Annotated in this window: 22 protein-coding genes; 15 read left to right on the forward strand and 7 right to left on the reverse strand. The window is 74.8% G+C overall.

What is annotated here, in order from left to right:
- Positions 1-50 precede the first annotated feature (50 nt).
- Both ANAE109_RS14470 and ANAE109_RS14475 read left to right on the forward strand, forming a co-directional pair.
- Complete coding sequence (locus ANAE109_RS14470; RefSeq protein ID WP_012097623.1) at positions 51-1,046, forward strand: ABC transporter substrate-binding protein; 996 nt, start codon at positions 51-53, stop codon at positions 1,044-1,046.
- A complete protein-coding gene (locus ANAE109_RS14475; protein WP_012097624.1) occupies positions 1,043-2,548 on the forward strand; it encodes a HAMP domain-containing sensor histidine kinase in 1,506 nt (501 codons plus the stop codon). The genes ANAE109_RS14470 and ANAE109_RS14475 overlap by 4 nt, the downstream gene beginning before the upstream one ends.
- An 18-nt stretch (positions 2,549-2,566) precedes the next feature.
- On the opposite strand, the gene ANAE109_RS14480 is transcribed toward ANAE109_RS14475, so the two are convergent.
- On the reverse strand, positions 2,567-4,351 hold the full coding sequence (locus tag ANAE109_RS14480; protein WP_012097625.1) for a hypothetical protein: 1,785 nt from the start codon (positions 4,349-4,351) through the stop codon (positions 2,567-2,569).
- 153 nt (positions 4,352-4,504) lie between these two features.
- Here ANAE109_RS14480 and ANAE109_RS14485 point away from each other — a divergent pair, with 153 nt between their 5' ends.
- From ANAE109_RS14485 to ANAE109_RS14490, 3 genes are all read left to right on the forward strand, one after another.
- Positions 4,505-4,900 (forward strand): hypothetical protein, encoded by a 396-nt coding sequence (locus ANAE109_RS14485; protein WP_012097626.1) that lies wholly within the window; start codon positions 4,505-4,507, stop codon positions 4,898-4,900.
- The gene (locus ANAE109_RS25320; RefSeq protein WP_012097627.1) at positions 4,897-5,067 is read left to right on the forward strand and encodes a hypothetical protein; all 171 of its coding nucleotides are present in this window, start codon (positions 4,897-4,899) and stop codon (positions 5,065-5,067) included. Before ANAE109_RS14485 ends, ANAE109_RS25320 begins: the two co-directional genes overlap by 4 nt.
- Before the next feature lie 146 nt (positions 5,068-5,213).
- Complete coding sequence (locus ANAE109_RS14490; RefSeq protein WP_012097628.1) at positions 5,214-5,711, forward strand: DUF421 domain-containing protein; 498 nt, start codon at positions 5,214-5,216, stop codon at positions 5,709-5,711.
- A gap of 49 nt (positions 5,712-5,760) precedes the next feature.
- Here the strand turns inward: ANAE109_RS14490 and ANAE109_RS14495 are convergent, their stop codons facing one another.
- A complete protein-coding gene (locus ANAE109_RS14495; protein ID WP_041448369.1) occupies positions 5,761-6,105 on the reverse strand; it encodes a cupin domain-containing protein in 345 nt (114 codons plus the stop codon).
- Between the two features lie 218 nt (positions 6,106-6,323).
- On the opposite strand from ANAE109_RS14495, the gene ANAE109_RS14500 reads away from it, so the two are divergent.
- Positions 6,324-6,620, forward strand: a complete 297-nt coding sequence (locus ANAE109_RS14500; RefSeq protein WP_012097630.1) for a TIGR04563 family protein — start codon at positions 6,324-6,326, stop codon at positions 6,618-6,620.
- A gap of 166 nt (positions 6,621-6,786) precedes the next feature.
- Here ANAE109_RS14500 and ANAE109_RS14505 read toward each other — a convergent pair whose 3' ends face one another.
- On the reverse strand, positions 6,787-8,070 hold the full coding sequence (locus ANAE109_RS14505) for a DNA polymerase domain-containing protein (protein WP_012097631.1): 1,284 nt from the start codon (positions 8,068-8,070) through the stop codon (positions 6,787-6,789).
- Positions 8,071-8,256: 186 nt separating this feature from the next.
- On the opposite strand from ANAE109_RS14505, the gene ANAE109_RS14510 reads away from it, so the two are divergent.
- The 4 genes from ANAE109_RS14510 to ANAE109_RS14525 all read left to right on the forward strand — a co-directional run bounded on the left by ANAE109_RS14510 (position 8,257) and on the right by ANAE109_RS14525 (position 11,630).
- Positions 8,257-8,673 (forward strand): YciI family protein, encoded by a 417-nt coding sequence (locus ANAE109_RS14510; protein WP_012097632.1) that lies wholly within the window; start codon positions 8,257-8,259, stop codon positions 8,671-8,673.
- 81 nt (positions 8,674-8,754) lie between these two features.
- Positions 8,755-9,999 carry an RNA polymerase sigma factor gene (locus ANAE109_RS14515; protein ID WP_049768730.1) on the forward strand — a complete coding sequence of 415 codons (1,245 nt, stop codon included), beginning with the start codon at positions 8,755-8,757 and terminating at the stop codon, positions 9,997-9,999.
- A 30-nt stretch (positions 10,000-10,029) separates the two neighbouring features.
- Positions 10,030-10,332, forward strand: coding sequence for a DUF2277 domain-containing protein (locus tag ANAE109_RS14520; RefSeq protein WP_012097634.1), 303 nt, complete (start codon positions 10,030-10,032; stop codon positions 10,330-10,332).
- Between the two features lie 65 nt (positions 10,333-10,397).
- Positions 10,398-11,630 carry a winged helix-turn-helix domain-containing protein gene (locus ANAE109_RS14525; protein WP_012097635.1) on the forward strand — a complete coding sequence of 411 codons (1,233 nt, stop codon included), beginning with the start codon at positions 10,398-10,400 and terminating at the stop codon, positions 11,628-11,630.
- Between the two features lie 72 nt (positions 11,631-11,702).
- Here ANAE109_RS14525 and ANAE109_RS14530 read toward each other — a convergent pair whose 3' ends face one another.
- Positions 11,703-13,541, reverse strand: coding sequence for a hypothetical protein (locus ANAE109_RS14530; RefSeq protein WP_012097636.1), 1,839 nt, complete (start codon positions 13,539-13,541; stop codon positions 11,703-11,705).
- A 239-nt stretch (positions 13,542-13,780) separates the two neighbouring features.
- Here ANAE109_RS14530 and ANAE109_RS14535 point away from each other — a divergent pair, with 239 nt between their 5' ends.
- From ANAE109_RS14535 to ANAE109_RS14545, 3 genes are read left to right on the forward strand one after another with little or no spacing between them, the layout of a single operon-like run.
- Entirely contained in the window at positions 13,781-15,427 is a 1,647-nt protein-coding gene (locus ANAE109_RS14535) for a vitamin K epoxide reductase family protein (protein WP_012097637.1), read from the forward strand.
- Positions 15,424-16,113 (forward strand): OmpA family protein, encoded by a 690-nt coding sequence (locus tag ANAE109_RS14540; RefSeq protein ID WP_012097638.1) that lies wholly within the window; start codon positions 15,424-15,426, stop codon positions 16,111-16,113. The genes ANAE109_RS14535 and ANAE109_RS14540 overlap by 4 nt, the downstream gene beginning before the upstream one ends.
- Positions 16,103-16,753 carry a TlpA disulfide reductase family protein gene (locus ANAE109_RS14545; RefSeq protein WP_012097639.1) on the forward strand — a complete coding sequence of 217 codons (651 nt, stop codon included), beginning with the start codon at positions 16,103-16,105 and terminating at the stop codon, positions 16,751-16,753. The genes ANAE109_RS14540 and ANAE109_RS14545 overlap by 11 nt, the downstream gene beginning before the upstream one ends.
- A 79-nt stretch (positions 16,754-16,832) precedes the next feature.
- Here ANAE109_RS14545 and ANAE109_RS14550 read toward each other — a convergent pair whose 3' ends face one another.
- Positions 16,833-17,384 (reverse strand): O-acetyl-ADP-ribose deacetylase, encoded by a 552-nt coding sequence (locus tag ANAE109_RS14550; RefSeq protein WP_012097640.1) that lies wholly within the window; start codon positions 17,382-17,384, stop codon positions 16,833-16,835.
- A 120-nt stretch (positions 17,385-17,504) separates the two neighbouring features.
- Between ANAE109_RS14550 and ANAE109_RS14555 the strand changes: the two genes are divergently transcribed.
- Entirely contained in the window at positions 17,505-19,733 is a 2,229-nt protein-coding gene (locus tag ANAE109_RS14555) for a hypothetical protein (protein WP_012097641.1), read from the forward strand.
- 4 nt (positions 19,734-19,737) lie between these two features.
- Here ANAE109_RS14555 and ANAE109_RS14560 read toward each other — a convergent pair whose 3' ends face one another.
- Positions 19,738-20,328, reverse strand: a complete 591-nt coding sequence (locus ANAE109_RS14560) for a carbonic anhydrase (protein ID WP_012097642.1) — start codon at positions 20,326-20,328, stop codon at positions 19,738-19,740.
- 166 nt (positions 20,329-20,494) lie between these two features.
- On the opposite strand from ANAE109_RS14560, the gene ANAE109_RS14565 reads away from it, so the two are divergent.
- Positions 20,495-21,265 (forward strand): OmpA family protein, encoded by a 771-nt coding sequence (locus tag ANAE109_RS14565; protein ID WP_012097643.1) that lies wholly within the window; start codon positions 20,495-20,497, stop codon positions 21,263-21,265.
- A 16-nt stretch (positions 21,266-21,281) separates the two neighbouring features.
- Here ANAE109_RS14565 and ANAE109_RS14570 read toward each other — a convergent pair whose 3' ends face one another.
- Positions 21,282-22,598 carry a WS/DGAT domain-containing protein gene (locus tag ANAE109_RS14570; RefSeq protein WP_012097644.1) on the reverse strand — a complete coding sequence of 439 codons (1,317 nt, stop codon included), beginning with the start codon at positions 22,596-22,598 and terminating at the stop codon, positions 21,282-21,284.
- Between the last annotated feature and the right edge of the window lie 107 nt (positions 22,599-22,705).

Genomic DNA, 22,705 nt, shown 5'->3' on the forward strand with positions numbered 1-22,705 from the left:
GCCATCCACGGCGAGGGACCCCATCCCGAATCAGGGCGCGCCCCGCTGGGGTGTGCCGGTGGTCGTGCATCGTCTCCGCGCTCGCGCTCGCGCTCGCCGGGTGCGGCTTGCGCGCGGACCGCGACCGCGAGCCGCTCGTGGTCGCCACCGTGAGGCAGCCCGCGACCGCGCTCTTCTTCGTCGCGCGCGAGTCGGGCTGCTTCGACGACGAGCGCCTCCAGGTCGTCGAGCACGGGTTCGAACTCGGCCGGGACGCCGTCTCGCTGCTGCTGCAGAATCGCGCCGACGTCGCCATCGCGTTCGAGACGCCGACGCTGCGCGCGGCCGTGGCCGACGAGCGCATCCGCGTGCTCACGACGCTGCACAAGTCGATGCGCAACACCCGTCTCGTCGCTCGCCGAGATCGCGGGTTCGCGTCCTTCTCCGAGCTCGCCGGTGCGCGCATCGGCCTCGCGGAAGGCTCGAACGCCGACTTCTTCGTCGACCTGGTCCTCCGATTCGGGGGTGTCCCGCGATCGGGGGTGACCATCGTGAACCTCTTTCCGGAAGCCTCGGTCGGCGCGCTCGCGAGGGGCGAGCTGGACGCGGCGGTCCTTTCCGATCCCTGGGCCGCGCGCGCGGAGCAGCTGCTGGGCGATGACGCGCGGGTGCTCCAGACCGATCTCTACACGGAGATGTCGCTCCTGCTGACGCGGGACGACGTTCTCCACACTCGGGAGGGAGCGCTGCGAAGGCTCGTCCGAGGGCTCGCGTGCGGGGAGCGCGTGTCACGGGAGCATCCGGAGGAGGCGCTGCGCCGCATCCGCGCGCGGTTCCCGGAGCTCGGCGAGCGCGAGCTGCGAGAGCAGCTCTCGCGGGTCGAGTGGGGGCTCGGGCTCGACCACGTGCTCCTGGGCGTGCTGCGCGACGAGCGCGACTGGTTCCGCGACTCCGGTGGCCTGGAGGGCGCGGGCCCCGATCTGCAGCGGCTCCTCGCACGCGGCCTCCTGGAGGACGTCGAGCCCGAAGCCGTCATGCTCCTGCCTGCGACGGGGGCCGCGCGGTGAAGAGCCTGACGCGCGCGATCTTCGTGCAGACGGTGGTCCTCGCCTTCGTCATCGGCGCCGCGCTCGCGTTCCTGGGCTGGGAGTCCGCGCGTCAAGCCCGCGCGCTGGAGCGGGACGCGAACCAGGTCCGCGTCGCGACCGCGCTCGCGCTCGCGCTCACCGACGCCGCGCACGAGGAGGAGCGCTGGATCTCGTCGCTCGCTTCTCGCTCCGCGGCGCTCCAGGAGACGCGCATCGCAGAGGCAGGGGAGCACGTGGCCAGGCGGTCCACGGACATCGAGGCGTTCCCGCTCTCGCCGCGTGCAGCGGAGGTCTGGACGCAGTTCGTCGGATCGCGGCGGGCCCTGCGCCCGTACACCGAGGAGGTGGTCGCGGCCGCGAGGCGCGGCGACCCGACGGCGATGACCCTCGCGCTGGACAAGTGGCGACTCATGAACGCCCGCGCGGACCTCCTGCTCAGCAACTTCACCGCCTACCACCTCAACCGGCTCGATCGGACGGTGGCGGATCTCCAGCGGCGCCGGACGCGCACGCTCGCGCTGGCAGGAGCCGCGGTCGCCGCCGCGCTCCTGCTGGCGGCCGGGTTCGCCGCCGCGCTCTCGCGCAAGGTCGTGCTGCCGCTCGTCGAGATGGCGAGCACCGCGAACCGCATCCAGGCGACGGGGACCGCGACCCCGGTCGCGGGGGCGGAGCGCCGCGACGAGCTGGGCGTCCTCGCCCGCGCCTTCAACGACATGACGGGACGGCTCGTGTCGGCGAACACCACCCTCGCCGGCGCCAACGCGAGCCTCGCCGAGGCCGTGCGCGCGCGGGACGAGTTCATCTCCATCGCGTCTCACGAGCTGAAGACGCCCATCACGCCGCTCGCCCTTCGCGTCCAGCATCTGCTGCGTATCGCGCGCGAGGCGCAGCACGGCCTCGTCCCACGCGAGCAGCTCGTCAGGGTGACCCGGAACCTGGACACCCACGTCGTCAAGCTCTCGAAGCTCGTCGAGAACCTGCTGGACGTCTCGCGCATCAACTCGGGTCAGCTCGCGCTCCGGATGGAGGACTTCCCCCTCGCCGCCGCCGTCGGCGACGCGCTGGACCGGGTCTCCGAGGAGCTGTCGGCCGCGAGCTGCGACGTGCGCGTCGAAGGCGCCACGGACGTCATCGTCCGCGGCGACCGATCGCGGGTCGAGCAGGTGCTCGTGAACCTCCTCGGGAACGCCGCCAAGTACGCGCCCGGCGGCCCCGTGGTCGTGAGGGTGGCGGCGAGCGCCGACGTGGTCGAGGTGGAGATCGAGGACGCCGGGCCGGGGATCACTCCCCAGGATCAGCAGCGCATCTTCGAGCGGTTCGAGCGCGCGGCCGCCGACCGGCACGTCTCCGGGCTGGGACTCGGCCTCTACATCGCGCGCGAGATCGTGCAGGCCCACAGCGGCGAGCTCTCGGTCCGGAGCGAGCCCGGTCGCGGGGCGACGTTCGCGATGCGCTTCCGGAGAGCGTCGCCGGGAAGCTAGCCCCGGCCGCCCGCGCCGCTAGCGCGCCGGGATCGCGAGCTTCGTCCCGAACCGCGCCTCGTACCGCGTCGCGAGCGCGGCGAGCGCGGGCGCATCCTCCAGCCGCCGGTAGGCGAGCGCGAGGCGCGTCCAGGCCTCGCCGTCCCCGTCGTCGAGCTCGATGGCGCGGCGGAGGTGCGTGGCCGCGTCGGCCCAGCGTCGCTCCGCGATGGCGGTCTCGCCGAGGGCGCGGGGCGGATAGGGGGCGTCGGGAGCGGCCGCCGCCGCGGCCTCGCAGGCCCTCCGGGTCGCCGCGAGGCGCTTGCCGGCGGCGCGCACGCGGCAGCTCACGAGCGCGGCGCCCGGCGTGCCGGCGAACGTCCGCTCGAGCCGCGCCGCGCCATCGGCCGCGGCGTCGAGCTTCGCCAGGGCGACGTGCCGCTCCGCCTCGCGGAGCGCGGCGACGTACTCGGCCTCGCGGTCCGCCGGGAGCGGCGGCGACACCGACGCGAGCCCGACCTGGCGGCGGGTCCGCGCGCAGTCCGCCCGGAGCACGTCGGCGCCCGGCAGGGAAGCGACGCGCGCGGCGAGCCGCTCCGCGGCGGAGCACGCCTCGACCTCCCCGTAGAGCTGCGCGACGCGCAGCCAGGTGTCCGGCGCCGCGCCGCGCGCCTCCAGCACCGGCTCCGCGCGCACGAGCGCCCGGGCGGCGCCCGGCCGGTCCCGCTGGTCCAGCAGGACCATGGCGAGCGCGACGAGCACCTCGGCGCCGGCGTCCGGCGCGTCCGCGGCCGCGCGGCAGGCCGCGAGCGTCTCTCGAGCCCGCGTGGAGCGCGCCATGGCGGCGAAGCAGGCGCGGCCCGGCCCCGGCGAGACGCCCGCGGCGGCCGGGCCCGGCGCCGGCGCCGCCCCGCCGGCGGGCCCGAAGAAGGCGTCCGCCGCCGCGAGCGCGCCGTCGCGGGTCGCCCCGTTCCACGCCGCTCCGGTCCGTGCGACGACGTCGCGGTACCCCCGCGCCCACTCCGCGCGCGCCGCCGGGTCCCGCGTGTCCCGGTGTCGAAGCCCGAGCCGCACGAGCGCGGCGGACTCCTGCGAGAACCGCGAGCCGCGCGTGCCGTAGAACGGCGACATGAGCCACTCCGGCGCGCGCTCGTGGAACGCGCCGAGCGTGTGCGCCCACTCGTGCAAGAGCACCGCGGTCTCGCGGTGGAGCATCCGCTCGCGGACGACCGCCTCGCGCTCCGAAGCGGAGAGGTGGTCGAGCGAGGCCTCCATCGCGTTCCGCTCGTCGCGCGAGTGCATCGCGCGGATCACCACGTGCCGGCCGAACTGGAACGCCATCCCGAGGAGCGGATCCGCCACGGCCACGGACTCGCTCGCGGGCACGAACCCGAACACCCAGTCGACGTCGCCCCCCGGATCGACGGCCGCGAGCGAGGCGAGCGCCGCCTCGAGGTTCCCCGAGCCTTCGCCGCTCTCCCAGGTGCGCACCGACTCCACGGCGAGCCGCGCGCCGAACAGCGGCTCGAGGACCCGGTTCGCACGCTCGAGCTGGGCGTGGAGCTTCTCTCGCCACCTGAGCGTCTGCCGCTGGTACCCCGCGTCCACGTACAGACGCACGCGATAGGTGCGCGCGGCGGGAGGGGCCTCCGCCGCGGAGGGCGCCTCGATGTCCGCCGGCCGCAGCGTCCTCGCGTAGTCGCGCTGCACGTCCGCGGTGGTGCGGCAGCCCGCGAGGATCGCCAGCCCCGCGATGAGCGCCGTGGCCGCGAGCCGGTGCAGCCGCTCCCCGCGCCGAGCCGCGCGGCATGTCCCTGGTGCCATCGTCGCCCCCTCGCGCGCGCAGTGTACCGAACCGGCCGGTTCCGCGTCCGGAATGACCTCGGCGAGCCCGCGGATTTGCCGTACAGCGACCGAAGGTGCAATCTTCGCGTCGACGTCTCCACACATCGCGATCGCCGAGGGCGGGGAACCCACATGACGCGTGCCACCAGGGCTGCCGTACTCATCGCCACGCTTGCGCTCTCGGGCTGCGGCGGCGGCGGCGGCGGCGGCGACTCCGACGGCGCACCGCTCCCGGACCAGTCCGCGAGCTTCGTGGGGCGGTGGGATGGCACGTTCAGCATGACCATGGAGGGCCAGACCAGCTCGGCGCTGGTCTACGTCCCGATCACGCGGCACGGGACGAACTCCATCAACGTCGGCGGGTTCTGCGCGGACGGCAGCGGCGTGGACGCGCAGGTCACGTCGAGCAGCTCGTTCCTCGTCGACGGCCTGACGTGCCCGCCGCAGGCGATCGGGACCTGCCCGGCCGTCACGTTCACGTTCCTCCGAGGCGGGACGGGAATCTGGCGAGCGGCCAGCTCACGATGAACGTCGCCGGGTCGATGTCGGGCTGCGACAAGACGTTCCCGTTCACGACGACCTTCGCCGGCGCCAGGACCTCGAGCGAGCCGCAAGCGATCTCGATGGCGCGAGACGATCGGGGCGGGAGCGACACCGTCGCCGCCGCGATCGCCGCGCAGGCCGGGCTCTTCTAGGCGCGGCAGGCCCCGCGACGCGTCGACGGCGACGGGCGCGCCGATGCCCTGGCCCGCTCTGCGCCCCGGCGTGCGGGCGCTCGCGCCGACGGGCCGGTGGCGCAGCGGCGGTACCGCCCGACGCGCGTCAGGCCCAACGTGAAGGCGTGAAGGGCTTCGACTTCGCGTCACTCTGGGCGCCCGAGCTGTCACCGTGGGAGGTCGTCCTCAGGGCGACGATCATCTACGTGTTCATCCAGGTGCTGTTCCGCGTCGTGGGGCGGAAGGAGCTCGCGCGATGGGGCGCGTCCGACATCGTGCTCCTGTTCCTCATCGCGACGGCGGCGCGCAAGAGCATCGTGGCGGACGACCCGAGCCTGACGACGGCGATGGTCGCGCTCGGGACGATCGTCGGCCTCGACTGGGCGCTCTCCGCGCTCTCGGCCCGGAGCAGCCGCGTGGCCGACTTCGTCGCCGGGCCGGTCAGGCAGCTCGTGCGGGACGGAGAGCTGCAGCGCGAGGTCATGCGCAAGACGCGCGTCTCCGAGGACGAGCTCCTCTCGCACGTGCGCGAGAAAGGGAAGGAGAGCCTCGCCGACGTGAAGCACGCCTTCCTGGAGCGGTCCGGCAAGATCACGGTGATCCCGCGCGAGCGGGGGCCCTGAGGGACCCCCGCCCGCCGACCTTCCCGGCGCCGCACCGTCACCGCCCCGCTCACTCGGGCTTCGGGTCGCGCAGCATCACGAGGAGCATGCGGGTCCGCTCGTCGGCGTCGAGCGAGTGCGGGACGTTCGCCGGCATCCGGGTGATGCTGCCCGGCGGCGCCGCGACCGGCTTCCCGCCGATGTGGAGCGTCATGGCCCCCTCCAGCACCACCACCAGCGCGTCGAACGGGGAGGTGTGCTCGGTGAGCCCCTGCCCCTTCTCGAAGGCGAAGAGCGTGACGTTGCTCGTGCCCTTCTTCGCGAGCACCCGGCTCGCGATGCCGTGCTCGGCATAGCCGAGGAGGTCCTGGAAGCGGTGCGCCTCGGCGGGTGGCAGGGTGTTCTCGCTCGCCATCAGGTCGATCCTTTCATGTCGCGCCGCCATCGAGGCCGCGCTCCGACAGGATAGGCGCCAGCGGGGAAGGGAGCACCGTCTCGCCGGCGCGCCGCGTGGACGGCAGGCCCGCGGAGCTCCCCCCAACGGGCGATACGGAGCGCAAACGAGCGTCCGCCGAATTGCCCGGCGCCTCTACCCGGGTACGATGCGGGGGGCACGGCGGAGGGAAAGTAGGAATGGCCTCGACCGACAAGCAGAAGCAGTCGCTGTATTTTCCCGAAGAGATGCTGCAGGAGATCATGCGGGAGGCGAACCGGCTCGACCGGTCGCTCTCGTGGACCATGCAGCAGGCGTGGCGCCTCGCGCGCGAGGAGGTCCGGAAGTTCCCCGCGATGAACCCACATCGCGGCCGGGCCGAGCAGCCGCGGCCGCCCCCGCTCGACGTCCGCCGCGCCGACGCGCCTCCGCGGGCCCCGTCGGCTCAGGTCCTCGAGTTCCTCCGGGGCAAGTTCGACCGCGAGCTCGCCGGCTGACGCGGCGGCGACGCCTCGGCCTCGCCCGCCACGCACGAGCCGCCCACCCCTCCCCTGCCACCGCCCGCGGCGTGCACCGCGCGCCGGACGTGCGCTCGCGGAATTAACGCCGAGTCTCGCGAGCCACACGCAGCGGCGCCGGACGACGGGGCCCTGGGCGGAGCGACTACCGCGCGTCGCGCGGATCCCACAGCGCCTGGTCGAAGTCCGGGTCGGGGGCCTCCGGGGCGGGGCGCTCCGGCTCCGGCACGTTGCGCAGGTTCACGCGCACGCGCGTCCACGTCGTGTAGCGCCCGCGCATGGCGTCCACCAGGACGTCCTCCGGCCGCAGGCGCGCCGCCGCCTCCGGGTGGCGCGCCCGCCACCGCTCGAAGCCGGCGAGCGCGTCGTCCTTGCGCGCAGCGCGCGCCACGACGACGAGCGGCATCCTCGCGCGAGGGGCGCCCTTGCGGCGCGAGGGCTGCACGCGGGAGGGCTCGTCGGCGGCCTTCGCATAGTGAGGGGGCCACGGCGCGTCGCCCATGCCGTCGGCCCGCTGGCGGGCGGAGAGCTCGAGCAGCGGGAGGAGCGAACCCGCGCTCGCGTCGATCCCCGCCCCGGGATCGCCCATCGCGGCCACGCGCGCGGGCACGGTGCGCAGGGTGAAGTCCGCCGGGTCGCAGGCCGGCAGCTCGTCCCAGGTGATGGGCGTCGAGACGCGGGCGTCCGGCGTCGGGCGCACGGAGTACGCGGAGGCGGTCGTGCGGTCCTTGGCGTTCTGGTTGTAGTCCACGAACACGCCGTGGCGCTCCTCCTTCCACCACTTGCTCGTCGCGCTGCGCGGCGCGCGCCGCTCCACCTCACGCGCGAGCGCCAGCGCCGCCTCCCGCACCTCCGTGAACGTCCAGCGCCGCTCGATGCGGGCGTAGACGTGCATGCCGCGGGAGCCGCTCGTCTTCGGCCACCCGGTGAGCCCGTGATCCGCGAGCACCTCGCGCACGACGGAGGCCACCTCCCGGACCCGCTCCCACCCGACGCCCGGCACCGGATCGAGATCCACGCGCAGCTCGTCGGGGTGCTCGAGATCGTCTGCTCGCACGGGGTGCGGGTTGAGATCGATGCAGCCCAGGTTCACCACCCACGCGAGCTGGGCGGCGTCCCGCACCACCACCTCGTGCGCGGTGCGGCCGGAGGGGAAGGCGAGCTCGACCACCTCCACCCAGCCCGGCCGCGACTCCGGCGCCCGCTTCTGGAAGAAGAACTCGCCCTCGGCGTCGTCGACGAAGCGCTTCAGCGCCATGGGCCGGCCCTGGACGCCGCGCAGCGCACCGCCGTGCACGGCCAGGTAGTACTCGACGAGCTCGAGCTTGGTGACGCCCGCGCCGCGGAACTTCAGCTTGTCGGGACTCGAGATGACGACCTCGCGCCCGGCGATCTCGAGGACGACACGCTTTCGCGCGGAGGACCCCATGCGCCAGGATCTGCTCGCGCGAGCGCGCGCTCGCCACCCTCCGTGCGTAAACGCCCGCTTGGCACGGCCCTCAAAGAGGACGCTCCGCGCCGTGTCGATCCCGCGGTGCTCCGTTCGTCGAGGCACTAGAGCCAGGGACCACGGCGATCATCGCCGGCATCCCTGCCCAACCGAAGGAGAACGACGATGCGAGTCATGGTGATCGTGAAGGCGAGCAAGGACTCCGAGGCCGGCATCCTCCCCGACGAGAAGCTCCTCACCGAGATGGGGAAGTTCAACGAGGAGCTCTCCAAGGCGGGCGTGATGCTGGCCGGCGAGGGACTCCACGCCAGCTCGAAGGGGGCGCGGGTGCGGTTCTCCGGCGGGAAGAAGACGGTCCTCGACGGTCCGTTCGCCGAGACGAAGGAGCTCGTCGCGGGCTTCTGGCTGTGGCAGGTGCGCTCCATGGACGAGGCCATCGAGTGGCTGAAGCGCGCGCCGTTCGAGGACACGGAGGTGGAGATCCGGCCGGTGTTCGAGGCAGACGACTTCGGCGCGGCGCTCACGCCCGAGCTCCGCGAGCAGGAGGAGCGCATTCGCGCGGAGGCGGCCGCGAGGCACTAGGCCCGCCGGCTGCCTCGCCATCCCGTACGAGCCGCCTTGACGACCAGCGACACGCGCCGCGCCATACACGCGGTCTACCGGATGGAGTCGGCGAGGCTCGTCGCCGGGCTCACGCGGATGGTGCGCGACGTGGGCCTCGCGGAGGAGCTCGCGCAGGACGCGCTCGTCGCGGCGCTCGAGCGGTGGCCTGAGTCGGGCGTCCCGGACAACCCGGGCGCCTGGCTCATGGCCGCCGCGAAGCATCGCGCCATCGACGAGCTGCGCCGGGGCAAGCGGCTCGAGCAGAAGCACGAGGAGCTCGGCCACGCGCTCGCGGCCGAACGAGAGGCAGGCGCGCCCGAGCTCGAGGCGGCGCTCGACGATCCGGTGGGCGACGACCTGCTGCGCCTCGTGTTCATCGCCTGCCACCCGGTGCTCTCGACCGAGGCGCGCATCGCGCTGACGCTGCGCCTCCTCGGCGGCCTGACCACCGAGGAGATCGCGCGAGCGTTCCTCGCCGCGGAGCCGACGGTGGCCCAGCGCATCGTCCGCGCGAAGCGGACCCTCGCCGAGGCCCGCGTCCCCTTCGAGGTGCCTCGCGGGGCCGAGTTCGCCTCCAGGCTCTCGTCGGTGCTGCAGGTGATCTACCTCGTGTTCAACGAGGGCTACACCGCGACCGCCGGGGAGGACTGGATGCGACCGGCGCTCTGCGAGGACGCGCTCCGCCTCGGGCGCATCCTGGCCGGGCTCGTCCCCGGGGAGCCGGAGGTGCACGGGCTCGTCGCCCTCATGGAGCTCCAGGCGTCGCGATCGCGGGCGCGGCTCGGCCCGTCCGGAGAGCCCATCCTCCTGCTCGATCAGGACCGCGCGCGCTGGGACCACGTCCTCATCCGGCGCGGGCTCGCCGCCCTCGCTCGGGCCGAGCGCCTCGGCGGGCTCGGGCCCTACGGGCTGCAGGCGGCCATCGCCGCCTGCCACGCCCGGGCGCGCACGGCCGCCGAGACGGAGTGGGTGCGCATCGCCGCCCTCTACGACGCGCTCGCCCAGCTCTCCCCCTCCCCGATCGTCGAGCTGAACCGCGCGGTCGCCGTCGCCATGGCGTTCGGGCCGGCGGCGGGGCTCGAGCTCGTCGACGCGCTCCGGACGGAGCCGGCGCTCAAGGCCTATCACCTCCTGCCGGCGGTGCGCGGCGACCTCCTCGCGAGGCTCGGACGGCTGGACGAGGCGCGCGCCGAGCTCGAGCGCGCGGCCACGCTCACGCGCAACGCACGCGAGCGCGATCTCCTGCTCGGGCGCGCCGCGAGGTGCGGCGGCGGCGCGCGTGAAGCGGGCGGGGCCGCGGATTAGGACGGACGAGGTGAGCCACGGAGGAGCCCCATGTGCCGCAACATCCGGGTGCTGTACCACTTCGACCCTCCCACGACGGAGGCCGAGATCCGCGACGCGGCGCTCCAGTACGTGCGCAAGGTGAGCGGGCTGCGCGAGCCCTCCGCGGCCGACGCCCCGGCGTTCGAGCGCGCCGTCGCGGAGATCGCGCAGAGCACCGGACGGCTCCTCGCGGCCCTCACCGCGCGCACCGCCGTGCGGACCCGCGAGCACGAGCGGGAGAAGGCGCGCCTTCGCGGCCTGCGACGCGCGGTCCCATCCGCCGCGAGCCTGGCGCCCCCTCGGCGAAGATGATCCCGCGCGGCACGGGGAGCGCCCGCGGCTGGCGCGGCGCCTGCCCGGCACGCTAAGACCTCGGCATGCCCGCCCCCGCGCCCCGGCGCCGCCCTCGCCCGCCGGCGACGGTGCTCACGCCGGCCGAGGCCCGCGCGTTCCTCGTCGGCCACCACGCGCTCGCCGCGCCCGAGCTCCCGCGCGGCGCGGCCGGCGTCCGCGCCCTCCTCGCGCGCCTCCGCTGCATCCAGCTCGACCCGCTCGATCCCCTCGGCACGAACGCGGATCTCGTCGCGCTCGCTCGCGTGGACGGCATCGGGAAGGGCGACGTCTATCGGCACCTCCTCCCCGGCCACGCCTTCGAGCACTTCGCGAAGGAGCGCTGCCTGCTGCCGGCGGATGCCTTCCCCTGGTACCGGGCCGAGCTCGCGGTCGAGGCCCAGTGGTGGTCGCACGCCGAGCGGCTGCGGCGCCTGCCGGCCGGCGTCGTCGAGAAGGTGCTCGAGGAGGTCCGCGCGCGCGGGCCGGTGGCGGCCGACGACCTCTCCGATCACGGCCGCGTCGAGCCGCTCGACTGGAGCGGCTGGAAGGGCACGCCGCGCGCCGCGAAGATGGCGCTCGAGGTCCTGCAGACGCGCTGCGAGGTGGTGGTGAGCGGACGCGGACCGCGCGGCAAGCTGTACGACGTGCCGGAGCGCGCGCTGCCGGACGCGGCGCGGCGGCGCGTCCACCCGCCCGGCCGGGGGGCCGAGGCCCGGGTCGAGGCGTTCCGGCGCTGGGCGCTCCTCGAGCGCGTGGAGGCGGCCGGGCTCCTCTCTCGAGGCGGCGGCGCGACCTGGTCGATGCTCGATCCCGCCCGGCGCGCCGGCATACCGGAGGCGCTCCTCGCCGAAGGCGCCGTCGAGGAGGTGCAGGTCGTGGGCTCGACGCGCGCGTACCTGGCGCCGCGGGGCTTCGCGGCGCGCAGGCACCCCGCGCCCGACGGCCGGGTCCGGCTCCTCGGCCCCCTCGACCCGCTCATCTGGGATCGGGGCCTGGTCCGCGCCGCCTTCGGCTTCGACTACAGCTGGGAGGTCTACCGCCCTGCGCACCTGCGCCGCTTCGGCTGGTACGTCTGCCCGCTGCTCCGCGGCGACGCGCTGGTCGGACGCCTCGACGGCGCGGTGGAGCGGGGCGCGCTCCGGGTCCGCGCGGTGTGGGCGGAGCCGGACGGCGACCTCGACCGCCTTGCGCTCCTCGCCTGCCTCGAGCGTCACGCGGCCGCATGCGGGGTGGAGCGGGTGGTGCTCCCACGCCGGATCCGCATGAACCGCGGGTGAGGTTCGCCGCGCGGCCGAAGGTCGGGGGACGACCGCGGCCAGGGGCTGGTGAGCCGCCAAACCCCGCGTCGGCTAACGCAGCGCCGGCGCGCTCGCCTCGGCGGCGGTCGCCCCCGTCGCGCCGGGCGGAGCCTTCGTCCGCCGCGACAGGCTGACCAGGCGCTGCGGGACGCGCCGGATCTTGCCGCGCACCCTCCCCTCCAGCACCTCGACCTCGACGGGCGGCGTCAGCTCGAAGCGGTAGCCGCGGTGCGGGATCGGGTGCCGGAGCGTCATGCCACGCCAGGTGAACTCGTGCACGAAGGGGCGGGCGACGAGGCCGTGACGGACGTGCTGCCGGTGCTGCAGGAGGAACGACGCCAGCTGCACCGCGGCGTGGTTGAACAGGCGGTGACAGCCGTGGCTCTCGCTGCCCAGGATGGAGTGGTAGTTCACCGATCCGTGCGTGCGGATGCCGTTGTCGTACCAGAGCGTGCCCTCCGCGCCCTCCACCGGTCGCAGGTGCGGGAGCATGACGAGGCCGTACGCGGAGGCGTAGCCCGGCCCGAGGAGGTCCGTGTCGGGCAGCCACTTCCGCGCTCCGTGCGCCCGGTGCACCAGGGCGCGCGCCGGGGTCTGGGGCGGCGGCAGCCACGCCGGCGACGCGACCACGAAGCGCCAGAGGCGCTTGCCCACGTCCGAGTTCTTGTAGCGAAGGCCGACCCTCCCCCGGCTCCCCACCTCCTTCTTCCACCCGCCGATGGTGGTCGGCCACCGCACGAGGGCGACCTCCTCTCCGCCGGGGGTGCGCGCGTAGAGGGTGAGCGTGGGCCGGTTGGTGATGCGCCCGCGCCACGTCGGGAGCTCGTACCAGACGTCGCCGCGATCGATCTCCGCGCGCAGCTCCATGTGCTCGGCGTGGTACGCGGGGGCGGGCGGGAGCCTCACGGCCACGAGGAGCCGGCGCGTGGCCCCGAACCCCCGCGCGCGGAAGAACCCGGCGGCCGCCTCCCCGTCGATCCATCCCAGCGCCTCCGCCGCGGCCTCGGTCGCCGGGGAGATCACGTCCGGCGCGCCGCCCTCCAGCGGCTCGAGCCGATCGGTGGCGTGGAACGCGTCCCCGTCGATGCGCCGCGACAGGATGGTGCCCCGGTCCGCCGCCGCGCTGCCGTCCTCCAGGAGCCCCGCGGCGTCGACCACGCGCGCGCGGAGCGAGCGCAGGAGCGCCCTGAAGTCCAGCTCGCGGCTGTCCTCCGCGAGCGCCCTGCGCGTCTCGCGATCCAGGACGCCCCAGGAGACGATCGCGTGCTTGCGCTGATACGCCTCGAGCGCCTCCTGCAGGCGCCACCGCGGCGTGCGCCGCGCGGGAGGCAGCAGCCGGTCGCAGATCAGCCGCTGCTCGAGCGCAGCGAGCGCGCTCCGGACGGAGGGCGATCGGGCTGCGGACGCGGGGCGCGGCGCGCTCGCGAGCGCCTGGATCGACGCCGCGTCGACGAAGGCGTGGCACCCGTGGCGCTCGTCGTCGAGGAGGCGCTGCGCCAGCACCCGGAAGCTCGGGAAGATGCCGTACGGCTCCAGGAACCCGTCGCGGCGCGCCCGCTCGCCGTCGTCCCCGGCCGGGAACTCCTCGTTCGCCAGCGCCACGTAGGTCGCGCGGTACGGCTGCGGGAGCTGGACCAGGTCGTCCGGATCCCGGAGCGCCATGGGCGCCCAGTCGTCGGACAGGTCGACCACCGTGAGGCCGTAGCTCCGCGCCTGCTCCGGGCAGATGCGCCCGACCTCCCCGCCCTGCTCGAACACCGGGACCGGGGTCTCGCACTCCTGCGCCGTCGGCTGGTCCGGCGTCCCGCCTCGCCCCGCCTCCGCCGCGGGCGCGCACATGGGCGCGGGCGGGGGCGGCGGCTCCACGACGCACCCGCCGAGGAGCGCCACGACGACCGGTGAGACGAGCCAGGGCGCCCGCGATCGCGGCGACGGCCTGGGGGCTCCACATCGTTGCTGCACGAACGAACTGTAGAGCGACGACGCGACGGGGCTCGATGTATTCGTCGGCGCACATCGCCCCGGGCGGTCGCGCGTGCACGCTCGGTGCCGGCCCGCTGTGCGCGACGGGAGCAGAGCGACGCAGCGCGGTCCTTGACCCTCCGAGGGCTGCTTGCTTTGTCAGCACGATGCCCACGCACGATCCAGCGTTCACGGAGCACCTCCGGGGGGAGCCTCCGCCGGTCGTGGAGCCGCGCCGGCGCCCGCCGCGCCGCGGCGACTTCCCGATCGCAGCACTCCTCGTCGCGCTCGCCGCGGCGCTCGTGGGCGCGACCTTCGCCGCGCTCAGCACCGGCGACTTCATGCAGCACCTCGACCGGCAGGTGCACGCGATCCACTGCTCGTTCCTGCCCGGAGCCGCGAAGGACCTGGCCGCGAGCGGCTGCCGCACGGTCATGATGAGCCCCTACAGCTCGTTCTTCCGCGAGAGCCTCTGGGGCGGCGTGCCGGTGAGCCTCTGGGCGCTGGCCGTGTTCGCGTTCCTCGCCTACCGCACCGCGCTCGTCCTGTGGCGGGGCGAGACGTCCGAAGGCGAGACCAAGGTGCTCCTCGCCGCCTCCGTCCTGCCGGTCGCGATGTCGGCCCTGTTCGGCGCGGTCTCCGTCGTCGCGCTCGACACCCTCTGCAAGATCTGCATCGGCATCTACGCCGCGAGCGCGCTCTGCTTCGGCGGAGCGCTCTTCGCGTACCGCGCCCAGCGCGCCTCGGCGCCACGCGAGGCGCGGTTCGCGCCGGCGCTGCTGGAGGGCGCCGGTCTCGTCGCCTTGCTGACGGTGGCGTACGTCGTCCTCGCGCCGAAGCCGGATCCCAGGAGCGCGACGTCGGGGTGCGGCTCCCTGGTCCGGGCGGAGGACACCGCCGGGGTGATGATCCCGCTCACGTCGAGCCCCGGCGGCGCCCCGTCGATCGAGGTGCTCGATCCGCTGTGCGCCTCCTGCAAGGCGTTCGACGCGCGGCTCGCGGCGAGCGCGCTCGGCGAGCGGCTGCAGCTGAGGGGCGTGCTGTTCCCCCTCGACTCGGCCTGCAACTGGATGGTCACCGAGGCGGTCCACCCGGGCGCCTGCGCCGTCAGCGAGGCGGTCCTGTGCGCCGCGGGGGTGGGAGACGCCCCGAAGGACGGCGCCGCCGCGGCAGCCGTGCTCCGGTGGGCCTTCGCGCGCCAGGAGGACCTCCGGGCGCTCGGCGCGAGGGACGAGGCCGGGCTGCGGGCGGAGATCGAGCGGGAGTTCCCGGCCGTTCGCGGCTGCCTCGGCGGCGCGCTCGTCAGGAGCAAGCTCACGAAGAGCCTGCGGTGGGCCGTCGCCAACGCCGTCCCGGTGCTCACCCCGCAGCTGTTCGTGGGGGACGTCCGGATGTGCGACGAGGACACGGATCTCGGCCTCGAGTACACGCTGGCGCGCATGCTGTCGCCGGAGGCCGAGCGGGAGCGCGCCAGGATGCGCGCCGCCGAGCCGCCCCGCCCCGCTCCCCCGCCCCCGCTCGCGGACCTCCAGGCGGCGGCGCCGGTGAAGGCGCCCGACGAGGCCATGGCGAGCGCGACCACGCCAGCCGCGCGACCGGCGAACGACCCCCCGTCTCCCGGGGAGTCCCAAGGGGCGGAGCCTCCGCGTTCGCCCACGCTCGTGGAGGCCGCGGCGAGGGAGGCGCCCGCCGAGCCGGCGCCGGACGAGGGCGGGGACGCGGAGCGCGCAGAGCCCACGCCGGAGCAGCCGCCCAGCGATCCCGAGGCGCCGCCCGAGGGCGTGCGCGCCTCGGGCGAGGAGACCGAGCCATGAACGACGCGTCCAAGCGCTGGATCCTCCTCGCCGCCGCGCTCGCGATCCCGACCGCGCTGGTGGTCACCTGGGCGCGGGCGGCGGAGCGGCGGCTCGCGGAGAGCGGGGGCGCGGCCCGCGAGGTGGCGACCGCGAGCGTCGCGAACGACGCCTACTGCACGCCGGAGCTGAAGGCCATCGTCCGCCGCGTCGCCGGCGCCTGCGGCCTGCTCGACGCCGGCGGCGGGGGGAGGGGCTGCCAGCCGCTCCAGGCCAGGAAGGTGGCGGCGCTCTCCGGCAGCGACTTCAACGCCATCTTCGAGCCGCTCGCTCACCGCGCGCACATCGTCCAGTTCGACCCCGCGACGGCGGCGCTGGACGATCCCGCCCGGCGGCTGATCGAGCAGGCCTGGAGCGATCAGCGCGGCGGGAGCTTCTTCTTCGTCGTCACCCGCGCCAGCGCCGACGGCGACGAGAAGTACAACGAGGCGCTGAGCCGCGACCGCGCCAAGGCGGTGCTCGAGTACCTCGACGGCAAGTTCCACGACGAGGACCTCCGGAAGCAGGTGGGCCTGCTGTGGCTGGGCGAGGAGTTCGCGCAGCTGTCGACCGAGTTCTGCGGGTGGGACCGCTCCCGCTCCGGGACCTGCAGCCGCTCCGACATCAACCGCAGCGCCTTCATCGCCTGGATCGACTGTGCGATCTGACCGGCGCGCGTCCGCCGGGGCGGCCGCGCTCCTCGTCCTGGCGCTCGGGACCGGGTGCCGGGAGCAGCCGGCCTCCGCGGCGGCCGCGGTCCCGGAGCGCTTCGCGGGGGTGCGGAAGCGCGACGCCTCCCCGGCGGCGCAGAGCCCGTTCTGCGAGCGCAGCTATCCCGCCGACGGCGCCGGCGCCCGCCGCTACGCGGCTCCTCCCCTGCGCCCCCTCCCCGGCGGCGAGGTCCGGCCCACCTCCGCGGGCACGAGCCAGGGGGCGAACGCCTGGACCTGGCTCAATCTCTGGGCCACCTGGTGCACCCCGTGCGTCGAGGAGATGGACCTGCTCCGCCGCTGGCGCGACGGCTTCGCCCGCGACGGCCTCGAGGTCCGCTTCGAGCTCGTCAGCATCGACGCAGCGGATCGAGAGAGGGAGCTCGTCGCCTGGCGCTCGAAGGGCCTCCCCGGGCGGCTGGGCTGGCTGCGCTCGGAGGGCGAGCTCGCAGCGGTGCTCGACTCGCTGGGGGTGGCGCGGGACGCGATGATCCCGATCCACGCGCTCGTGGACGGCTCCGGCCGGCTGCGCTGCGTCCGCGTCGGCGCGGTGCACGAGCAGGACTACGCCGCGGTGAAGGCGCTGCTCGCGCCATGAAACTCCGCCGGCGGCGCCTCGACGCCGGCCACGAGGCGCCCGCGGTCATGGTGACCGCCTCGCGGCGCAGCGCGTCCGTTCACGCGGGGCGCTGCGGGACGGCCAGCTCGTCCAGCGTCCGCCGGTAGACCGCGGCGTCTCGAGAGGAGAAGCAGCAGAAGATCGTCCGCTCGACGCTCGTCCCCCGCGCGATCGCGGCCAGGATCTCCCCGACGGCGATGCGGGTCGCCCGCTCGATGGGGAAGCCGTAGACGCCGGTCGAGATCGCAGGGAACGCGACCGAGCGGAGGCCATGCTCCTCGGCGAGCCGCAGCGCGCCCCGGTAGCAGGACGCGAGGAGGCCGTCCTCGCCCGCGCCGCCGCCCCTCCACACGGGGCCGACGGCGTGGAGCACGTACCGAGCAGCCAGGTCGTGACCCCCGGTCGGCTTCACCTCGCCCGTGCGTGCGCCACCCAGCCGGCGGCATTCCTCCAGCAGCTTCGGCCCCGCGGCGCGGTGGATGGCGCCGTCCACCCCGCCGCCGCCGAGGAGCGAGGTGTTCGCCGCGTTCACGATCGCGTCCACGGCGAGCGTCGTGATGTCACCCTCGACGACCTCCACGCGCCCGCCGGCCCAGCCGTGCTCCGCCATGCGCCGTCCATAACCCGGCGCGCCCGTCCCGCGGAGACCTTCGCTGCGCCCCCACCCGGGCGCTCCCTCGCTCGCCCGGCCAGTCGCCTCCGCACGCCCCTTCGCGGTAAGAAGGACGCCATGTCCCAGCCGAACGCCGCAGCCGACCTCTCTCCGGACGCGCCGGAGACGCCCGCAGCGCCGAGGTCGCGAGCGCGACACCGCTTCAAGTTCCACCGGGTAGGCGGACTCGATCAGGTCGCCCTGGAGACCGGCGCGGACCTCCTCGCGCTCGAGGAGCTGGACCAGAAGCTCTGGATCTCCCTCTCCTGCCCGACGCGCGGCCTCGAGCTCGATCCGCGCACGCTCGACCTCCTCGACCTCGATCGCGACGGGCGCGTCCGCGCCCCCGAGATCCTGGCGGCCATCCGCTTCTGCGCGGCGCGCCTGCGGGACGTGGGGCTCGTCCTGTTCGGCGCCGACTCGCTCGCGCTCGCCGAGCTCCGGGAGGACACGCCGGAAGGGACGGCCGCGCTCAGCGCCGCCCGCCACCTCCTCGAGCACGTCGGCCGGCCGGAGGCGACGTCGATCCGGGTGGAGGACGTCGCCGACACCACCAAGGTGTTCGAGCGGACGCTCTTCAACGGCGACGGCATCGTACCGCCCGAGGCGGCCACGGAGCTCGAGACGCGCCAGCTCCTCCACGACGTCCTCGTCACGATGGGCGGCACGACGGACCGGAGCGGCAAGCCGGGGGTGGACCGCGCCCGCGTGGACGCGTTCTTCGCGGAGGCGGAGGCGTACGCGGACTGGTGGCGGTGCGGCCAGGAGCTCCCGGACGTGCTGCCGCTCGGCGAGCGGACCGCCGCCGCGCACGCCGCCGTCGAGGCGGTCCGCGCGAAGGTGGACGACTTCTTCGTCCGCTGCGGGCTGGCCGCCATGGAGCCCCGCTCCGCCGCCGCGCTGAACCGGACCGAGCCCGAGTTCGCCGCGCTGGCCGCGAAGGATCTGGCCTCCGCCCGCGCCGACGTCGCCGCCTTCCCGATCGCGCGCATCGAGCCCGGTCGCGCGCTCCCGCTCGCGCAGGGCGTCAACCCCGCCTGGGCGGCCGCCGTCGCCGCCCTCCAGCGGGACGCCGTCGCGCCGCTCCACGGCGACGGGAAGGACGCGCTCACGCTCGAGGAGTGGACCTCGCTCGTCGCCCGGTTCGCGCCGTACGAGGCGTGGCTCGCGACGAAGCGGGGCGCGAAGGTGGAGGCGCTCGGGATCGCCCACGTGCGCAAGCTGCTCGCCGGGGCCGGCCGGACCGGCGCCGACGCCCTCCTCGCGAGGGACGAGGAGCTCGCGTCCGAGGCCGCTGCCATCGGTGACGTCGTCCGCCTGGTCCACTACCACCGCGACCTCGGGACGCTGCTCAAGAACTTCGTCTCGTTCGCGGACTTCTATGATCCCCTCCGCCCGGCGGTGTTCCAGGCGGGCACGCTCTTCCTCGACGCCCGCAGCTGCGAGCTGTGCATCCGCGTGGACGACCCGGCTTCCCACTCGGCGCTCGCCTCGCTGTCGCGCATGTACCTGGCCTACTGCGAGTGCCGGCGGCCCGGCGGCGAGGCGATGAAGATCGTCGCCTGCTTCACCCAGGGCGACGCGGACTACCTCATGGTCGGCCGCAACGGCATCTTCTACGACCGCAAGGGCCGCGACTGGGACGCGACGATCGTGAAGATCGTGGAGAACCCGATCAGCCTCCGCCAGGCGTTCTGGGCCCCCTACAAGAAGGGGCTCAAGTTCGTCGAGGACCAGGTCGCGCGCTTCGCCCAGGCCAAGCAGAAGGCGGCGGACGAGAAGGTGGAGGGCACCGCGACGCGCGTGGCGGACGCCGCCATCCTGGAGAAGGCCCATCCCCCGCCGCCCGTGGACGTCGGCAAGATGGTGGGCATCATCGCCGCCCTCGGCGTCGGCATCGGCGCCCTGGGCACGCTCCTCGGCGGGTTCGTCACCGGGTTCATGGACCTGCAGCCGTGGTGGGCGAAGGGCGTCGCCGTCGGCGCCATGGTCCTCGTGGTGTCGGGCCCCTCGGTGCTCATCTCCTGGCTCAAGCTCAGGCACCGCACGCTCGGGCCCATCCTCGACGCGAACGGCTGGGCCGTGAACGGCCGCGTCCGCATCAACCTGCCGCTCGGGACCGCGCTCACCGACCGCGCGGCGCTCCCGGCCGGCGCGCGCCGCCGCCTCGACGATCCCTACTCCGACGACCGCTCCCGTCGCCGCACGCGCCTGCTCTGGGCCGCCGCCCTCCTCGCCGCGCTCGCGCTCGCCGCCGCCCGCCACCTGGGCGCGTGGCCGTTCGGGCCGCCGTTCTGGCGGGGGTGACCGCTCAGTCCCCGCTCAGCCCCCGGATCGCCCCGGTGGCCATGTCGTAGACCCAGCCGTGGATGCGCAGCCTGCGAGCGTTCAGCGCGTGGCGCACGAACGGGTACTCGCGCAGGTGCTCGAGCTGGAGCCGCACGTTCTCCTCCACGATGAGGCGCGAGCGCTGCTCCGCAGGCAGCTCGACGTGGAGCCCGCGCAGCTTCTCGTCGACGCGCTCCTTCGCCTTGTAGGCGTTGATGAGCCAGACCGGGATGTACTTGTCGTTCCCGTCGTCCTCGTCGAGCGCCGCGATGCCGCCGCAGCCGTAGTGCCCGCAGATGACGACGTCCGGGATCTCGAGGTGGTTGATCGAGAACTCGAGGACCGCGGAGAGGTTCCAGTCGTTCGTCGCGACGACGTTTCCCACGTTGCGGTGCACGAACACCTCGCCGGCGTGGGTGCCGGTGATGATGTTCACCGGCACGCGGGAGTCGGAGCACCCGATCCACAGCACGGTGGGGTGCTGGCCCCGGGCGAGCTCCGCGAAGAACTCCTTCTCGCGGGCGAACGTCTCCGCGACGAAGCGGCGGTTTCCCTCGAGCAGCTTCGTGATCATCACGACCTCCGGACGGCGCTGGCACACGATGCCGCAGCGCGATCGGCCCTGCCAGCGCGAGGGTGCTCCGCGCGCGCCGTGCGCCGCACATGGGCGCCGGACTCCCTCCTTTGCCCGTCCCACGCGCTCGGTACAATGCGGCCTCCCCTTCGCCGGAGGTCAACCGATGCGCGCCGTCCTCGTCGTCGCCCTCGCCGGGCTCACGTCCGCCTGCGTCTCGCAGGGCAAGTTTCGCAACAAGGCCGCCGAGGCCGATCAGCTGAGGGCCCGCGGGGCGGAGCTCGAGGCCGCGCTCTCGACGACGCAGGGCGAGCTCGCCAGCTCCCGCGACGAGGCGTCCGCGCTGAAGGCGCAGCTCGACGCGCTCTCCGCGTCGAAGCAGCAGCTGCAATCCCAGGTCGCCGACCTCGCCACCTCCAAGACGAAGCTCGAGACCGTCAAGGCGGAGCTCGAGAAGAAGAGCTCCGAGTACGAGAAGATGGCGAACGCGCTCCGCGGCGAGATCGACGCCGGCCGGGTGGAGCTCACCGAGCTGCGCGGCAAGATGACCGTCAAGATGAAGGACAAGATCCTCTTCTCGTCCGGCTCGGCGACGCTCGGGCGGGCCGGGAAGGACGCGCTCCGCGCGGTGGCCGAGGTGCTGACCGGCGTGGAGGGCAAGGTCATCCGCGTCGAGGGGCACACCGACAACGTGCCGCTCGGCCGCGGCTTCGCGACGAACTGGGACCTGTCGGTCGCGCGCGCCCTCGCGGTCGTGCGCTTCCTGCAGGAGTCGGGCGTCCAGCCCTCGCGCCTGGCCGCCGCCGGCTACGGCGAGCACCAGCCGATCGCCTCGAACGACACGCCCGAGGGCCGCAGCCAGAACCGGCGCATCGAGATCGTCCTCGCGCCCGGGGAGCTGCCCGAGCCGGCCCCGGCGGCGCCCGCCGGGACGTGATGCATGAGGTGGGGCCCTACGCCCCTCCGCCCGCGCGCGGCGGCGTCCGGCGCCTGCCGCGGGTCCGGGCGCGCCGCACGCCGAGCGCCCTCGTCTCCGCCTCGATCCGGGCGACGAGCGCCGCCGGCTCCGCGAGGACCGCCGTGTCCGCCCGGACGCCCACCCGCACGTCCCCGGCGTAGCCCAGGACGCTCACGCCGAGCCCCAGGTTCGCCGGGTGCGGCACCCAGAACATCGCGGCCGCGAGCGGGCGGCCCGCGAGGTGGATGGGGCTCCTCGGCCCGGGGAGGTTCGTCAGGACGAGCGACGCCTTGCGCGCGAAGAAGCGGGTCAGCGCGTGCTGCACGGCGCTCGGCGCGTAACCGGCGAGCGCGAGCACGTCGTGCGCCACGAGCGCGCCCGCCCCGGAGCGCAGCGCCGCGACCCGCGCGTGGACCGCCTCGAGCCGCGCGCGCGCCGCCGCCAGGTCGACCGGCAGGTCGAGGAACACGAGCCCGAAGCGGTTCCCCAGCGACGCGTCGGCGCCGAGATCGGGCCGGCCCGGACGGAAGTTCACGGGGATGAACGCCCGCACCGGGCGCGGCGGCCGCCCGCCCCGCGACACGAGCGGCCGGAGGGCGCCGGCGATCGCCGCCACCACGAGGTCGTTCACCGTCGCTCCCGCGCGGTGGGCCGCCTCGCGGATCGCGTCGAGCGGCAGAGCGTCCGACCACGCCACCCTCCGCACGCCGGAGAGCGGCGCCGCGGAGAGGGCGGGAGGATCGCTCGGCATCGCCGCGAGGCGAGCGAGCGTCACGGCGAACCCGGCCGCCTCGCGCACGGCGGTGAGGTCCGGCCGGCCCGGCCAGGCGTGCGCCGCCGGATCGATCCGGGCGCGCGGCGCCTCCTGCGCGGCGTGCTCGTCGGCGAGCGCGAGCAGCAGCGCCACCAGCGCGAACCCGTCCCCGAGCGCGTGCTGCAGCTTCGCCACGATCGCGCCGCCGCCGCCGCGCTCCCGCACCACGTGCACGCGCCACAGCGGATGCGCCGGATCGAGCCACGAGGTGGCCACCTCGCCGATGAAGTCGCGGAGCGCGCCGGGTGGGAGCTCCGTCGCGGTGAGGTGGCGGCGCAGCGAGAAGCCCGGATCGAGCTCCCAGCCCGGCGCCCCGATCCAGGCCGGCACGGGACGCTGGCGGAAGCGCTCGACGGAGAGGAGCCGCTCCTCGACGAGCCGCTTCACCCGCCCCAGCTCCACGGCCCCACGGAACGCGAGGAGCGCGACCACGTCGGTCTCGTTCCTCGGACGATCCATCCGGTACCAGGCGGCGTCGCCGGCGGTCATCCGCTGCATGCCGAACCCCCGGCCGGCGCTGCACCCCCGCGCCGGTGCTGCACCCCTCGCGTGCAGCGTAGCGCCGTGCCACGAGGCGGCGTCCCCGTCCACGCGGGGCCCGGGAG

This window comes from Anaeromyxobacter sp. Fw109-5 (genome assembly GCF_000017505.1).
In the GTDB taxonomy this organism is placed as follows: domain Bacteria; phylum Myxococcota; class Myxococcia; order Myxococcales; family Anaeromyxobacteraceae; genus Anaeromyxobacter.

What these genes read in the sequence shown, in the direction of transcription:
- ANAE109_RS14480 (WP_012097625.1), bottom strand. Translation starts at nt 4,351, where the DNA reads ATGGCACCAGGGACATGCCGCGCGGCTCGGCGCGGGGAGCGGCTGCAC.
- ANAE109_RS14485 (WP_012097626.1), top strand. Translation starts at nt 4,505, where the DNA reads ATGACGCGTGCCACCAGGGCTGCCGTACTCATCGCCACGCTTGCGCTC.
- ANAE109_RS25320 (WP_012097627.1), top strand. Translation starts at nt 4,897, where the DNA reads ATGAACGTCGCCGGGTCGATGTCGGGCTGCGACAAGACGTTCCCGTTC.
- ANAE109_RS14495 (WP_041448369.1), bottom strand. Translation starts at nt 6,105, where the DNA reads ATGGCGAGCGAGAACACCCTGCCACCCGCCGAGGCGCACCGCTTCCAG.
- ANAE109_RS14500 (WP_012097630.1), top strand. Translation starts at nt 6,324, where the DNA reads ATGGCCTCGACCGACAAGCAGAAGCAGTCGCTGTATTTTCCCGAAGAG.
- ANAE109_RS14505 (WP_012097631.1), bottom strand. Translation starts at nt 8,070, where the DNA reads ATGGGGTCCTCCGCGCGAAAGCGTGTCGTCCTCGAGATCGCCGGGCGC.
- ANAE109_RS14510 (WP_012097632.1), top strand. Translation starts at nt 8,257, where the DNA reads ATGCGAGTCATGGTGATCGTGAAGGCGAGCAAGGACTCCGAGGCCGGC.
- ANAE109_RS14515 (WP_049768730.1), top strand. Translation starts at nt 8,755, where the DNA reads ATGGAGTCGGCGAGGCTCGTCGCCGGGCTCACGCGGATGGTGCGCGAC.
- ANAE109_RS14520 (WP_012097634.1), top strand. Translation starts at nt 10,030, where the DNA reads ATGTGCCGCAACATCCGGGTGCTGTACCACTTCGACCCTCCCACGACG.
- ANAE109_RS14525 (WP_012097635.1), top strand. Translation starts at nt 10,398, where the DNA reads ATGCCCGCCCCCGCGCCCCGGCGCCGCCCTCGCCCGCCGGCGACGGTG.
- ANAE109_RS14535 (WP_012097637.1), top strand. Translation starts at nt 13,781, where the DNA reads ATGCCCACGCACGATCCAGCGTTCACGGAGCACCTCCGGGGGGAGCCT.
- ANAE109_RS14540 (WP_012097638.1), top strand. Translation starts at nt 15,424, where the DNA reads ATGAACGACGCGTCCAAGCGCTGGATCCTCCTCGCCGCCGCGCTCGCG.
- ANAE109_RS14550 (WP_012097640.1), bottom strand. Translation starts at nt 17,384, where the DNA reads ATGGCGGAGCACGGCTGGGCCGGCGGGCGCGTGGAGGTCGTCGAGGGT.
- ANAE109_RS14555 (WP_012097641.1), top strand. Translation starts at nt 17,505, where the DNA reads ATGTCCCAGCCGAACGCCGCAGCCGACCTCTCTCCGGACGCGCCGGAG.
- ANAE109_RS14560 (WP_012097642.1), bottom strand. Translation starts at nt 20,328, where the DNA reads ATGATCACGAAGCTGCTCGAGGGAAACCGCCGCTTCGTCGCGGAGACG.
- ANAE109_RS14565 (WP_012097643.1), top strand. Translation starts at nt 20,495, where the DNA reads ATGCGCGCCGTCCTCGTCGTCGCCCTCGCCGGGCTCACGTCCGCCTGC.
- ANAE109_RS14570 (WP_012097644.1), bottom strand. Translation starts at nt 22,598, where the DNA reads ATGCAGCGGATGACCGCCGGCGACGCCGCCTGGTACCGGATGGATCGT.